At 51.5% G+C, this 15,525-nt stretch carries 3 protein-coding genes; 2 read left to right on the top strand and 1 reads right to left on the bottom strand.

Annotation, left to right across the window (positions count from 1 at the left end; genetic code table 11):
• The first annotated feature begins 213 nt into the window (after positions 1-213).
• Positions 214-1,740 carry a Re/Si-specific NAD(P)(+) transhydrogenase subunit alpha gene (pntA, locus tag ABIE29_RS07375; protein WP_429617671.1) on the top strand — a complete coding sequence of 509 codons (1,527 nt, stop codon included), beginning with the start codon at positions 214-216 and terminating at the stop codon, positions 1,738-1,740.
• Between the two features lie 12 nt (positions 1,741-1,752).
• A complete protein-coding gene (gene pntB, locus ABIE29_RS07370; protein ID WP_429617669.1) occupies positions 1,753-3,144 on the top strand; it encodes a Re/Si-specific NAD(P)(+) transhydrogenase subunit beta in 1,392 nt (463 codons plus the stop codon).
• A 117-nt stretch (positions 3,145-3,261) separates the two neighbouring features.
• Here the strand turns inward: pntB and ABIE29_RS07365 are convergent, their stop codons facing one another.
• Positions 3,262-15,087, bottom strand: coding sequence for an amino acid adenylation domain-containing protein (locus tag ABIE29_RS07365; RefSeq protein WP_429617667.1), 11,826 nt, complete (start codon positions 15,085-15,087; stop codon positions 3,262-3,264).
• Between the last annotated feature and the right edge of the window lie 438 nt (positions 15,088-15,525).

The raw sequence follows: 15,525 nt of genomic DNA, 5'->3' as shown, positions 1-15,525 counted from the left end.
GATTTGAGATTTGTCATAGCCTTAGCTGCATTTTTATGTAAAAACTGACGGGTAAACGTAAGCAATTATGGATCATCGATCACATTTTCAGTAGGTTATAGATGGCACCTTAATTTGCTGACAGGCAAGGCTGATAAAAAACTTGCCAGCCGGTGCTATCGCTATGGGTAAGACGATAATAAACATCATCAGAACAGGTGAGAAGGGAACATTATGCGTATTGGTGTACCAAGAGAACGGTTGGCCAATGAAGCCCGAGTTGCAGCAACGCCGAAAACGGTAGAACAACTGCTGAAACTGGGCTTTACCGTCGTGATAGAAAGTGCGGCGGGAAAACTGGCAAGCTTTGAAGATGCTGCTTATCAAGCCGCAGGGGCGACAATTACCGATACTGCCGATGTGTGGCAATCGGATCTGATCCTGAAGGTTAACGCGCCGCTAGAGGAAGAAATTGCGTTAATGCGTGAAGGTAGTACGTTGGTCAGCTTTATCTGGCCGGCACAAAATCCGGAATTGATGGCAAAGCTGGCGGCCCGCAACGTGACCGCTATGGCCATGGATTCCGTGCCACGTATTTCTCGTGCGCAGTCCCTGGATGCGCTGAGCTCAATGGCCAATATCGCAGGCTATCGCGCTATCGTTGAGGCGGCGCACGAGTTCGGGCGTTTCTTCACCGGCCAGATCACCGCCGCAGGTAAAGTGCCACCGGCAAAAGTGATGATTATCGGGGCTGGGGTTGCTGGCTTGGCCGCTATCGGTGCAGCTGGCAGCTTGGGGGCGATCGTTCGCGCCTTCGACACTCGCCCGGAAGTGAAAGAGCAAGTGCAGAGTATGGGCGCAGAATTCCTCGAGCTGGACTTTGAGGAAGAAGCAGGCAGCGGCGATGGCTATGCCAAGGTGATGTCGGAAGCCTTTATCAAAGCGGAAATGGCGCTGTTTGCCGCTCAGGCGGAGGAAGTGGACATTATCGTGACCACGGCGCTGATCCCAGGCCGCCCGGCACCAAAGCTTATTACCAAAGAGATGGTGGCTTCGATGAAGCCGGGCAGCGTGATTGTCGATCTGGCAGCGCAAACCGGTGGCAACTGTGAGCTGACCGTGGCCGATCAGGTAACCGTCACCGAAAACGGCGTGAAGATTATCGGTTATACCGATCTGCCAAGCCGTTTGCCGACGCAGTCCTCACAGCTTTACGGCACCAACCTGGTGAACCTGCTGAAGCTGTTGTCGAAAGAGAAAAACGGCGAAATCGATATCGACTTCGAAGACACCGTGATCCGCGGCGTGACCGTGGTTCGCAATGGTGAAGTCACTTGGCCGGCACCGCCGATCCAGGTATCCGCTCAGCCGAAGCAGGCTGCCGCTGCGCCAATCGAGAAAATTGAAAAGAAACCAACCTCACCGATGGTGAAATACGGCCTGATCGCACTGGCGATCATCCTGTTCGGCTGGTTTGCCAATTCGGCACCGCTTGAGTTCCTGTCTCACTTTACCGTGTTTGCGCTGGCCTGCGTGGTGGGTTACTACGTGGTCTGGAACGTCAGCCATGCATTGCATACCCCGTTGATGTCGGTCACTAACGCGATCTCAGGGATTATCGTGGTCGGTGCGTTGTTGCAGATTGGTCATGGCGGCTGGGTGAGTTTCCTCTCCTTTGTCGCGGTACTGATCGCCAGCATCAACATTTTTGGTGGATTCACCGTCACTCAGCGCATGCTGAAGATGTTCCGCAAAAACTAAGGGGTAGCAAAAATGTCTGGTGGATTAGTTACAGCTGCATACATTGTTGCCGCTATTCTGTTTATTTTCAGCCTGGCTGGTCTTTCGCGTCATGAAACATCCAAGCAGGGCAACCTGTTTGGCGTGGCTGGGATGGCGATCGCGCTGATTGCCACCATCCTCGGGCCGGATTCTGGTAACGTGGGCTGGATCATTATCGCGATGATCATCGGTGGTTCCATCGGTGTGTATCTGGCCAAGAAGGTCGAAATGACCGAAATGCCGGAACTGGTGGCGGTACTGCACAGTTTCGTGGGGCTGGCTGCGGTGCTGGTCGGCTTCAACAGCTACCTGGATCACGGTACGGTCACCATGGAGCCGGTGATGGAAAATATCCATCTCACCGAAGTGTTCCTCGGCATCTTCATCGGTGCGGTGACCTTTACCGGTTCTATCGTGGCTTTCGGCAAACTGCGCGGCATCATCTCTTCCAAGCCGCTGATGTTGCCTAACCGTCACAAGCTGAACCTGGCTGCCCTGGTGGTGTCCTTCCTGTTGATGGTGCTGTTTGTGCGTACCAACAGCGTCGGTTGGGAAGTATTCGCGCTGCTGATCATGACCGTGATTGCCCTGGGCTTTGGCTGGCATCTGGTAGCATCAATCGGTGGGGCAGACATGCCGGTGGTGGTGTCGATGCTGAACTCCTACTCCGGTTGGGCTGCGGCGGCGGCAGGCTTTATGCTGAGCAACGATCTGCTGATCGTGACCGGTGCGCTGGTCGGTTCTTCCGGTGCCATCCTGTCATACATCATGTGTAAGGCGATGAACCGCTCCTTTATCAGCGTGATTGCCGGTGGTTTTGGTACCGATGGTTCCTCAACCGGCGACGCAGAAGAGATGGGCGAATACCGTGAAACCACGGCGGAAGAAGTGGCCGAACAGCTGCGTAACTCTACCTCTGTGATCATCACCCCAGGCTACGGCATGGCGGTGGCACAGGCGCAGTATCCGGTAGCAGAAATCACCGAGAAGCTGCGTGCGCGCGGCATCAAGGTGCGCTTTGGTATTCACCCGGTGGCGGGTCGTTTGCCGGGCCACATGAACGTGCTGCTGGCTGAGGCCAAAGTGCCGTACGATGTGGTGCTGGAGATGGACGAAATCAATGAAGATTTCCCAGACACCGATACCGTGCTGGTGATTGGCGCCAACGACACGGTGAACCCAGCCGCACTGGAAGATCCACGTAGCCCAATCGCGGGCATGCCAGTGCTGGAAGTGTGGAAAGCGCAAAACGTTATCGCGTTCAAACGCTCGATGAATACCGGTTATGCTGGGGTGCAGAACCCGCTGTTCTTTAAAGAGAACACCCAGATGCTGTTTGGCGATGCCAAAGCCAGCGTGGAAGCGATCCTGCGCGCGCTGTAATCAAACTGATTTAGAAAACACAATGCCAGTCACCGAGGTGACTGGCATTTTTTTAACGATTGATTACCCGTAATACGTGTTCAACGCGGCAGGCATTACTGTTTATCTGGCCGTTGGTTATTTTTCCAGTGAATCAACAAATAACCGATACCAGTGGCTGTCAGTAACTGGCAGCGTAATTTCTGCCTGAACCAATAACTCCTGCGTGTGGCTGCTATCATAACTGATCGTGGCTATCTCCATCGATTGATAGAGGTTATCCAGATCTTCATCGTTGGACATCATCATGTCCTGGATCAGCGGCGTGATCGGTAAAATTTCCCCTCGCTGATAGCGGCGACGAGCCTCTTGTAGCCACTGACGATGTGAAACCACCGTCATGGGTTGCGGCAGATGAGCATTCAACTGCTCAATGAAATCGCGCCGTGGAATTCCCTCCATGGTGGAAAGATGGAAGATGTTTTCCGCAGGATCATGTAACAAGCCCAAATACGCTAGCGCTTTGGCGGTGTAATCTACTGGTGTCAGTTGAACATCGCCATAGGCGTCTTCAAATGCCATTCCCATCTGAATACTGCTCTTGAACAGCCGATAAAAAGCTTGCAGCTCGTCATAACGGGCAAGCTCAGAGTCGGCGGTAATCAGCCCCAGGCGGAAAATATTACAGGCAATCCCCCGGGCAACGGCCAGATTGACAATCTCCTCACCAACCCATTTACTGGCCACATAGCCTTGCTCCGCGATGTGTCGTTCATCCTGAATCGACGAAGTTTCGTTTACCACACGATGGCCTGTTTGAGCGATAGGGCTGAACACGTTGAGTGTAGAGGCAAAGTTCAGAATTTTATTGGTCCCCTGAGTGGCTAAACGTAGCAGTTCAATCAAGCCGGCAATATTAGCCTGATACGCCATATCGAATGATTCAAGGTGGTTCATGCTGACGGCTGCATGGAATATCACGCCAACGTCCTGGCTGAGCTTGGCGTAAGCCTGCTCATCCATTCCCAGCCGATACTCTTTGATATTCCCCCTAACCGCGATGATTCGTTGTTCATCCCCCTCACGCCACAGGGACCATTTATCCAGAATGTTCTTCAGGCGTTGCTGGCTGTCGGCCTGATCCTGACCGCGCACCAGGCAATAGATTTTACTCTGGGTGGTATCCAGTAATTCTCGCAGTAAGAAACGGCCAACAAAGCCGGTAGCGCCGGTAAGTAAAATGGCACCGTTCTGCTTACGCGCACTTGGCAATGGCTGAATATCCTGCGGCAGCTGCGCTTTTTGCCGTAAATCTATCTCGGTACTGCTACGAACCCGCGTTTTTATCCGGTTGGCCAATTGCTTAACCGTCGGTGCGATAAAGACATCGCTAACGCTGACCGTATCGTCGATAGTACGATTCGTCAGATTTACAGCGCTAACAGCAAGTAATGAGTGTCCACCCAGTTCGAAGAAGTGGTCATGGCGACCGACTTTATCCACGTCGAGCAGCGATTGCCAAATATCGGCAATGGTGCTTTCCAAGCCCGGTAACGGTATTTCATAGGGCTGATGCAGGAACGCATTTTCCTGTGGTGCAGGCAGCGCTTTTCGATCCAGCTTGCCGTTTGGCGTGATTGGCATCCGTTCCATCAATACATAGGCGGCAGGTATCATATAGTCAGGAAGGCGGCTTTGCAGATATTGACGCAGCGCCATTGGTTCTGGTGCCGATGCATCTGCAGTAGCGACTATATAAGCTACCAAGCGCTTACTGCCTTTATGGTCATCCAGTGCCAGCACCGCCGCTTCTTTAACCTGTGAGTGCCCATTGAGCTGAGTTTCTATTTCGCCTAATTCGATACGGAAACCACGGATTTTTACCTGATGATCGTTCCGTCCGTGGAACTGTAGCCGTCCATCGGACAAATAACTGGCCAGATCCCCGGTACGGTACATCCGTGATCCGACAACGGAACTGAAAGGATCGGGCAGGAAACGTTCGGCGGTCATAGCTGGAAGGTTCAGGTAGCCGCGTGTGACACCCGGCCCGCCGATATAAACTTCGCCAATTACGCCACGCGGTACCGGCTGACCTTCATTATCCAATAAGTAAATGCGAATATTGGCCGTTGGGCGTCCGATAGCATCAATATGATCGACCCCCAATTTCGGTGAGTGAGTCGTGGCGGTAATGGTGGTTTCCGTTGGGCCATAGCAGTTAACCAACTCAGGCTTGTCTGGGTATTGTTTCAGCCAGCGCTCGAGCATTTCCGGTGCGGCGGCTTCTCCACTGATACAGACCAGACGCAGGGCAGGAGGTAGTGGCCCGCTGCTTTCTTCACAGAGTTTGCGCCAAAACTGGTAAGGAATATCCAGATAGCTGATGCCGTATTCTTGGCATAGCTGCCAGAAATCGGTGCTACCTGCCAGCCACCGCTCATCGCGCAGCACCAATGTGGCTCCGGAGGTCAATGCCGAGAAAATCTCGGAAACTGAAACGTCAAAGGTGGTATTACAGAACTGCAACACCTTGTCCTGTTTACCCAGCTTCCACTGCTGGCACCAGGTCACCATCTGTTGCACCAGATTGCCGTGTTCTACCAATACCCCTTTCGGGTTGCCGGTAGAGCCGGAAGTGTAGATCACATAGGCCAGATTATGCGGCGCTAGTTGAGGCTGTGGATTAGCCATCGCAGGTATAACCGCAGTATTAACCTCTGGAAGCAGGCGATGAGTAATACCACAGTCTTGGAATAGCGCTAGCGTTGCCGGTTCGGCCAGAATCATCACCGGTTTGGCATCATCCAGCATAAACTTCAGCCGTTCGGCTGCAATATCGTGTGGTAGAGAAAGGTAAGCGCAGCCAGCTTTGAGTATTGCCAGAATACCCACAATCATTTCCGCACTGCGATCGGCGCAGATAGCCACGCGGTCCTCTGCTTTTACCCCTTGCGCCATCAACTGATGGGCTAAAGCATTCGCCCGCAGATTCAGTTCCCCATAGCTTATGACGCAGGTTTTATTGACCAGCGCAACGGCGTCGGGATCATGCTTGGCATGTTGTTCAAACAGTTGGTGGATACAGCATTCTGACGGGTAAGGTTTGGCGGTCTGATTCCATTGTTCCAGCAGAAGATGGCGCTCGTGTTCTGGGAGCAAGTCAATCTGACTGATAAGTTGCGCACTATTATTCACCATCGCCTCGAGTACCGCGATCAGATACTGCTGGTGACGTCGAACGGTTTCTTCGTCAAACAGCGCGCTGGCATAATTGAGCGAACCGCTGATGATTGTATTGCGTTCACCCAGGCTCAGTTCTAAATCAAACTTAACCCGGCTGACCGGCGGTTCCAGCAGTTTCACCTCTAACCCGGTCAATTTCGCGGCGATATCGTCGACGTTTTCCAAAGCAAACATCACCTGGAACAGCGGCGTTTTATCCATACTGCGTGGCGGTTGGGTAATTTCAACCACCTGTTCGAACGGTACTGCCTGGTGTTCTTGCGCATCAAGAGTGGTTTTCCGGACCTGTGCCAGCAACTGGGCTACGGTAAGCGTAGGTGATAAATTAATCCGCAACGCCAATGTGTTCACAAAGAAACCGACAACCCCATCACACTCGGCCTGATTACGGTTGGCGACCGGTGTACCGATCACCACATCATCCTGACCCGACAGGCGAGACAACACGATAGACCAGGCGCTCAGTAACGTCATAAACAGCGAGGTGCCTTGTTTGGCACTCAGGCGTCGCAGCCGTTCGGAAAGCTGGCTACTCAGCACTATCGGCAGGCTGGAACCAATAAAGGACTGCTGCTCAGGACGCAGTCGATCGGTCGGCAGCGTCAGTCGTTCAGGTGCACCGGCTAACAGGCGTTGCCAGAATTGCCCCTGCGCCTCCCACAGAGGACTACCAAGCCACTGTTGTTGCCATACCGCATAGTCTGGATAGTGGATCGGTAACGCTGGCAACGGATCGGCCTGTTGTTGCAGTAATGCTGAGTAAAGGCACCCCAGCTCGCGCGCCAGGATTTCCATCGACCAACCATCGGTAATAATATGGTGTAGCGTCAGCAACAGTACGTTGTCGCAATCTCCCAGACGCAGCCAGCTGGCCCGTATCAGCGGTTCGGCGGAAATATCAAATACCCAGCGTTCTTCCTGTTGGTAAATAACCTGCATCGGATCAGCGTAGTCTTTCCGTTCACGTAAATCGTATTCAATCAGCGGGATGCCAGACTGGGCATCCCGCAGGATCACCTGTGGTTCCTCCTGACCATGGGAAACAAAATTGCTTCTCAATGATTCATGGCGGGCATATAAAGCGTTAAGACTCTGCTGCAATATCGGCACATTCGCGGGGCCATTTAATGCCAGTGCCATCAGCACGTTGTAGTTCGAGTCGCTGTCGTTGAGTTGCGACAGGAACCACAGGCGTTGTTGAGAGAAGGACAGCGGTAGAGGCTTGTTTCGTGGCGCAGGCGTAATGACGGTGGGAACGGTGGCGTCACAGAGGCAACCCGCATGGCTGATAGCCTGTGCCAGTTCCCACAGCAGCGGGTTATCAAACAGCGCCGCCAGCGGCACGCTGATATTGAGCTTTTGCTGCAACTGGCTGATGACCCGAACGGCCAACAGTGAATGGCCACCCAGTTCGAAGAAATGGTCATGACGACCCACTTTCTCAACGTCCAGCAACCCTTGCCAGATTTCAGCCAGCGTGGTTTCTATCCCGGCTAGCGGCGCTTCATAGTGGCGATGCACATAGGCGTCGTCTTGTGGCACGGGTAAAGCGTTACGATCCAGTTTGCCATTGGTGGAGATCGGCATCCCAGCCAGCAGAACGTAGGCGGCGGGCACCATATATTCCGGTAATCGAGCGGCTAAATGGTGACGTAATTCAACAATATCAGGCCGTGGCTGAACTGGATCAGCGACCACATAGGCGACCAGACGTTTGCCACTTTTATCATCGTCCCATGCCACCACCGCTGATGTTTTCACCTGTGGATGAGCGTTGAGCTGGGTTTCGATTTCGCCTAACTCAATGCGGAAACCTCGGATTTTCACCTGATGGTCATTGCGTCCGTGGAACAGGACCCGTCCGTCAGGCAGATAACTGGCCAGATCGCCGCTGCGATACATGCGGGCATCTGGTTGAGTGCTGAAGGGATCCGCAAGGAATCGTTCCGCGCTCATCTCTGGCAGATTCAGATAGCCGCGCGCCACGCCAGGCCCACCGATATACAGCTCACCAATGGCTCCCCGTGGTAACGGATTGCGATGCGGATCTAAAATGTAAAGCCGATAGTTGTCAATGGGATAGCCGATGCTATCACTATGCGAGCCGCCTAAGGTGGGTAAGTGTACGGTAGCCGCTACCGTCGTTTCAGTCGGGCCGTAGCAGTTAATCAGAGCAGGTGTATCGGGATAACGACTCAACCAGCGTTGCAGCAATTCCGGCGCGGCAGCTTCGCCACCAAAGACAATAGACCGCAGGGATGTGGGCAATGGCTGAGTGCTTTCTTCACACAACTGACGCCAGAATTGATAAGGCAGAACGATACGACTGACCTGATGTTGTTCACACCGTTGCCAGAACTGTGCCGTGCTGGTCAGCCAGTGGTCATCCCGCAGCACCAGGTTGGCACCGGAAGTGAGGGCGGGAAAGATCTCGCAGACCGAGGCGTCAAAGGTCAGGTGACAGAATTGTAGACAATTGTCACCCAAGCCAATATCCCAACGCTTACACCAGCGGGTGATCAATTGCACCAGGTTACGATGTTCAACCATCACGCCTTTCGGGTTACCCGTTGAGCCGGAGGTATAGATCACATAGGCCAAATTATGCGGCGCGATAGCGACCGAAGGGTTAGGGCAGTCAGCATAGCGTTGAGTAACGTCAGGCAGTGGGCAGAATAGGGTTTCATGTTCACTGAAACGAGCCTGCAGCGCGGGGGCAGCCAGAACAACCTTGGGGGCGGCATCTTTCAGCATAAAGCGCAGGCGATCGGCAGCAATATCTGGCGGAATGAAGATGTAGGCCGCACCGGCTTTCAGCGTTGCCAGAATGGCCACGATCGTTTCAGGCGATCGCTGGCTGCAAATGGCCACTCGATCCTCTGCCTGAACGCCCAGGTCTATTAGCCGTTTGGCCAGGTAATTAGCCTGATTATTCAAACTGGAATAGCTCAGGCTGAACTGTCGATAGGTGAGGGCAATGGCATCCGGATGAAGATTTGCCTGCAGCTCGAATAGCTGATGGGCGCAGAGATCCTGCGGATAAGGTTCTGCGGTTTGATTCCACTGTTCGATCAGTTGGTGCCGTTCCTGCGCGGTGAGTATGTCGATCCGATCAACTCGTTGCTGGTCGTCACGTATCATGGCCTGCAGTACAGCGATCAGATACTGTTGGTGACGTTCAACGGTACTGGCATCAAACAGCGCGGTGGCGTAGTTCAGCGAGCCAACGATGCTGCGATCACGGGGGCCGAGACTCAGCTCCAGATCGAATTTGACGCGGGTGACTTGCGGATCGTTCAACGTCACATCCAGCCCGGCCAGCGTGGGGGCAACGGCGTCGAGATTCTCCCAGGCAAACATCACCTGGAAGAGCGGCGTTTTATCCATGCTGCGCTGCGGCTGGATTAATTCTACCACCTGATCGAACGGCAGCGCCTGATGCTCCTGAGCGCTGAGTGTGAGTTCCCGCACCTGTGACAACAGTTCCGCCACCGTGGGGGCAGCGGATAAATCAATGCGCATTGCCAGAGTATTGACGAAGAAACCGACCATATCCTCGCTTTCTGCCACCTGACGGTTAGCTACCGGTGTACCGATCGTAAGATCCTGCTGTCCGGCCAGGCGCGATAGCACAATAGACCATGCGCTGATTAAGGTCATAAACAGCGTCGTGTGATGTTTATGGCTCAGTTGGCGCAGGCTGTCAGCCAGCTGCGGCTCCAGCACGATGGGAACCGAAGCCCCCAGAAATGATTGCTGCGCAGGTCGTGCACGATCGGTCGGCAGGGTCAGCCGCTCGGGTACGCTTTGCAACTGCTGGAGCCAGAATTGAGCATGAGTCTCCCACTCGTTACTGTGCAACCATTGCTGCTGCCATTGGGCATAGTCAGGGTACTGCAACGGTAAAGCCGGCAGCGGATTGGCCGTTTCCTCAATCCAGGCGCTATAGATAATTCCCAGTTCGCGTGCCAGGATCTCCATCGACCAGCCATCGGTAACGATGTGATGAATAATCAGCAGTAAATAGTGCTCATCGGTTGCGGTTTGAGCCAGCGAAACCCGCATCAGCGGGCCCTGGGCGATATCAAATTTATGGACAATTTCACGCTGGTATAGCTGTTCAACGGCGGCGCGGGGCTGGCTTGCTGCGGAAAAATCGTATTTATCCAACGTAACCTGGCTGCCAGTTGGCAGCAGTTTGCAATAGCCAACGCCGTTTTGAACGAGAAAAATCGAACGTAATGAGGCATGACGATCGAGCAGATGATTGAGACTGCGTTGCAAAACATCAGTATTAAGCGTACCGCGCATTTTCAACCATAACGGAACGTTATAATTTTCATCACTGTTCCCCAACTGCTCAATAAACCACAGGCGATTCTGGGCGAAGGACAGTGGAATATGTGCATCTGGCGCCAAGGGAGTAATCTGGCCGGTGGTTTGTCGCGTAGACTGTAAAACCAATTCTGCCAGTTGCGCCAACGTGGGTTGGGCAAAAAAGGCGCTCATTGTGATTTTGCTGCGCCAGTGGGATTGCACCTTGCTGAGTAATTTCATGGCCATCAACGAGTCGCCGCCAATGGCAAAGAAGCTGTCGTTACGGCCTATTTTGTCAACACACAATATTTCTGCCCAGATAACGTACAGCGCTTGCTCGGTTTCTCCCTGTGGTGCCTGATAGGATTGATGTACATAGGCGCTGAAACCAGGGGGAGGCAGGCGTTTGCGATCAATTTTACCGTTTGGCGTCAAAGGTAATTGCGCCAAGGGCTGGTAGGCGATAGGCAACATAAATTCAGGCAGTAAGCTACTCAGATAATCACGCAGGCGGCGAGGCAGCTCTTCCGTTTCACTGCCTTCGGCCATCACCAGATAACTGGCAAGCTGTTTCTCTCCCGATGGCGTTTCATACGCGATAACTACGGCTTCATTAACCTGGGAATGGCTGAGGAGCTTCGCCTCGATTTCACCAGGTTCAATGCGGTAGCCGTTGATTTTGACCTGCTGATCGTCACGGCCCAAATATTCCAGATAACCCTCGTCCAGATAGCGGGCCAAATCGCCGGTGCGGTACATGCGCCAGTTTTTGCTGCAGAAAGGATCGGCGCTAAAGCGCTCTGCGGTCAGATCGGGGTGATCGAGATAGCCACGGGCTACGCCATCACCACTAATGTACATGTGGCCAACTGCGCCGAAAGGCACCGGTTTTAACCGATTATCCAGCAGGTAAACTGCGGTATTGGCGATAGGGCGGCCAATGGTTGGCAGCGGATGCGATTCAGTTATTCTCGCCACCGTCGCGTCAACAGTGCACTCTGTCGGGCCGTACAGGTTAAAGGCAGTAAAGTGCTTTATTGTGCACAGGCGCTGCCAGATCTGGGATGACAACGCCTCGCCACCAATCAGCAGGATCAGTGAGTTTATCTGTTCAGGCAGCTCGGAGAGCAATAGCATTTCCAGCTGGGTTGGCGTGCAGTCAAATACATCGATAGCATGCTGCTGGATAAACTGTACCAACCTGACGCCATCAACCCGTACATCCTGCGGCACGATATGCAGCTGGTGGCCGTCAAGCAAGCTGAGCAGACTTTGTAATGACGCGTCAAAAGAAAGGCTGGAGTTCAGGCAAACCTTGGATTGCGGTGGATAATGGGAGAAGACGTCGCTTTTGAGTGCGTAATACAAGTTCATCACCTGCGCATGTTCAACCATCACGCCTTTAGGGCGACCCGTCGAGCCGGAAGTGAATATCACATAGGCCAGATGGTTGACGGAAAACGCGTTAAGCGGCGGTGTGGTGCTATTTGGCAGTTCCTTCTCTAACAGACTGGTGACGTTGTAAGCCGTCGCCTCAGTGCTGCCGGCAAGAATGGTTTGGCCCGCTGAATCGACCAAAAGCACTGAGGGATTAGCGTCATGCAGCACATCGTTCAAGCGTTCGCTGGGGTAGGTTGGATCCAGCGGCACATAACACCCGCCAGATTTCAAGATACCAAACAGCGTGGCGATTTGTAAGCAACTGCGCTCCATGCACATGGCAACGCGCATATCTGCTTTAATCCCCAAACCAATCAGGTGATGAGCAATGCGGTTAGCGATCTGGTCAAATTCCAAGTAGGTCAAATTTTCATCACCATGACAAATGGCGATGGCATCAGGCGTTTTTGCAACCTGTTGCTCAAAGACGCTATGAATGCATAAATTATTCTGGTTGTCGTATTCCGTGCGATTCAGTGTCTCCAGTAATAATGTTTCTTCCTCTTTAGGAATAAAGCTAATGTTATCAATGGCAAGGGATGCATTCCTGAGCTCAGTGGCGCTTTTTAATCCTTGCAAGATATGATCGTTTATTGCTTTGATTTGGCCTTCAGACAAGTATGCTGCATTGTAAACCCAACGGAAATGACCGTTGTTAGCGTTGATTTGCAATACCAATAATGGGAAATCGTCAGGGTTTATCCCTGGGTCTGAATGAATGCCACTATCACCATTTGTCATGGCCAGGGCGAGTGCATATGCAGGCTTGTCCTGTAGTCTGGCATTTTTTCTTAATTTTTCATGACGCAGCACAATATCTTTAGCGAAACCATAAGACTGTTCTAACCGTTTAATTTCTATAGCGAGATTATTCTCAATCTCGTCAAGGGGGCGCTGCCCGTGAATGTCAGCCACATCCAAAGGAACCCAGGAGGAAGCAAGCTGCGAACAAAGTTCAGAATGCGCAGGAATAACCTGGTAGCCAAGTTGGAAGCTCTGCTCGCCGGACAGGCTATGCAGATAAGCAGCAAAGATAGCCGCCACTTTCAGGCTGCTGTCATCAATATCCTTGAGTAATGCGGATGATTGCCATTGACTGGCTAACAAGTGGGTGGATTCCTCGGTTTTTCTAATCCTGTAAGGGAAGGCAACGGGATTAAACCGCTCGAGTTTAGCCAGCCAGTATGGTTCATGAACGACAAGTTTGGCCAACTCGGCAGAAAGGGCGGTTGACTGCCGCTCGGTCAATGTAGGCAACCTGCTACCGGGAGCCAGACGGCCTTGCTTTGCCAGCATTGCCGCAGAAAGGGGCGTACCTTCCTGAGTGGCGAAATCGCTGAGAATAATATCGTTGGTCTGGGTGGAAAGCTGCCAGGCGTCATTCTGGTCGTCCAACTGCACCAGCGTGCCGGGAGAATAGACTGATTTGACATTCAACACATTGATTTTATTTACTATATAGAGTTGATGGTTTATCAGTATTTTTAATTGGGTTGCTGGCGGGGTGATGCCTGATTTATTGGTCAATGATAGAGAAAGATGAGCAATTTGCCGTGCATCCTGCACAGCCCAGTTAATCACTGCGGCAGAGAGAGGGGCCCTGATGTTTTCAAACAGATTTCGGCGTACACAGGTGGCCCGAGAGGCCAAAATCTGGCGGTCAATTACCGCAATCGGCTGTTGTGGGTTGGCGACCAATAGCTCAAGGATTGAGCGAAATCTGTCATGGTGATCGAATATATCTTCGAGGGTATGCAGTTTATCACTGCCATAAAAACTGATGGATAATCCTTTGCCGTAGCCCTTGTCATCCAGCACGATGGCAAAACCGTGAGTCTGAGAACCTTTAGCCTTGATCCATTTTGTTTCACAATGTTGGAAGGGCACGCCGCGGTCAAATAGCATCAGGTTAATAGACGGCCCAAAACCAAAATCCTGTTTATTTTTCCTCTGAATATTTTCGCCGCGATAGCGCTGATGCTTCAATATGCCCGTTATTTCTTTACTGACAGTTTTAGCTACGTCAATAATATTGTCAGTTGGTTCGATAGTGATTTTAAATGGCAAGGTGTTTGAGGTCATGCCTTTAAAAATCCGAGCTTTGCTTTCAATGCCAGCAACCGGAAAACTGAATGAGAGGTTTTTTATTCCCGTAAGTGTGTAAAAATGAGTGGCAATGGCTGAAATATATAAATGATTATCCCTGATGTTGTGGGTTTTAGCAATGGATACTATTTTTTCGTTAATGCTATCGTCGATGCATCGCTCTTCTTTTAATATGTTTCTGTCATAGGGAGTGTGGCTTAGGAAGGATAGTCGACTTGATTCGTTCGATTCGTTGTAGTAGCGAGTCCAAAATTTTTCATCGAGAGATAATCTTTTTGATTCTAGATATGCGATGTCTTTTCTTGCGAGTAAGTCAGCACCGTAGGATAACGCCTCCTGGGGTTCTTTTCCGGAGATTAATTCGTCATATCTTTCACTGATACGCTGAGAGATTAATGCCATGCTCCGACCATCCATCAGCACATGGTGACAGCGCTGATAATAAATAAATTTATTTTTCGCCAAGCAAATCAATGAAAACTTGAACAGTTCGGCATCCTCAACGGAGACCAGGGTGGTGATATCTGCCTGAACCCAGGCATCTAAATCAAACCTTTGCTCTGAGTCATCGGTGAACTCAATGAGCTGTAACTGGCCGGTGATGTTGCTATCGGTAAACTGGTATAAGTCGCCTTCGACAACGGCAAAGCGACTTTTCAATCCGGGTGTTTCTGCCACAATATCGCTGACTGCTTTTTCGAATGCAGGGACATGTAAATCCCCATTGATTTCTGCATATTCTGAAATATTAAACGGTAGGTCTGGCGACAGTTGTTGCATCAGCCAAACCTCTCTTTGCCCTAAGGTTACTGGGGAGTAAATACAGCTTCCGTTATTCTGCTTGATATTGTCCATTTTTTTATTTCCCTTTTGGATTAATACCGATAGCATTCATTTGTTTAATGAATGATTTAAGTGGGTGCTATCTTTGAAATGCAACGCTAGCTATAAGTATGCAGCCGCAGGTTGCGCGGTGTTTTTATACCGGACGGGCTACATTATATTAATTCTTATATCATTTAAAGCGAGATAACACGCTTAAACATTAAATGAAACCTAAATGAAGTGGCTTGTATTATGGCGGCGGGGATGAGTTTTGATTTACCATCTTAATAAGAAAGGGCTGGTTTGTGTTGAGGTAATTCCTGGTTTATTGTCATTTTATTTTATAAACCAACTGACCAGAGAGGCGATTAATAGCCGTATTTTTCTGAGTTACAGGTACTCTGTTTCCTAACTTCTGATCGGCCCCCAGAAGTTGGGCCAGGGTCATGGATTGGACAACTCATTCAT

Source organism: Serratia sp. 2723 (assembly GCF_050434425.1).
Lineage (GTDB): Bacteria > Pseudomonadota > Gammaproteobacteria > Enterobacterales > Enterobacteriaceae > Chania.
This window is presented reverse-complemented; position numbering and strand designations above follow the sequence as displayed.

Coding starts and splice junctions, on each gene's coding strand:
- pntA (WP_429617671.1), top strand. CDS start 214: ATGCGTATTGGTGTACCAAGAGAACGGTTGGCCAATGAAGCCCGAGTT.
- pntB (WP_429617669.1), top strand. CDS start 1,753: ATGTCTGGTGGATTAGTTACAGCTGCATACATTGTTGCCGCTATTCTG.
- ABIE29_RS07365 (WP_429617667.1), bottom strand. CDS start 15,087: ATGGACAATATCAAGCAGAATAACGGAAGCTGTATTTACTCCCCAGTA.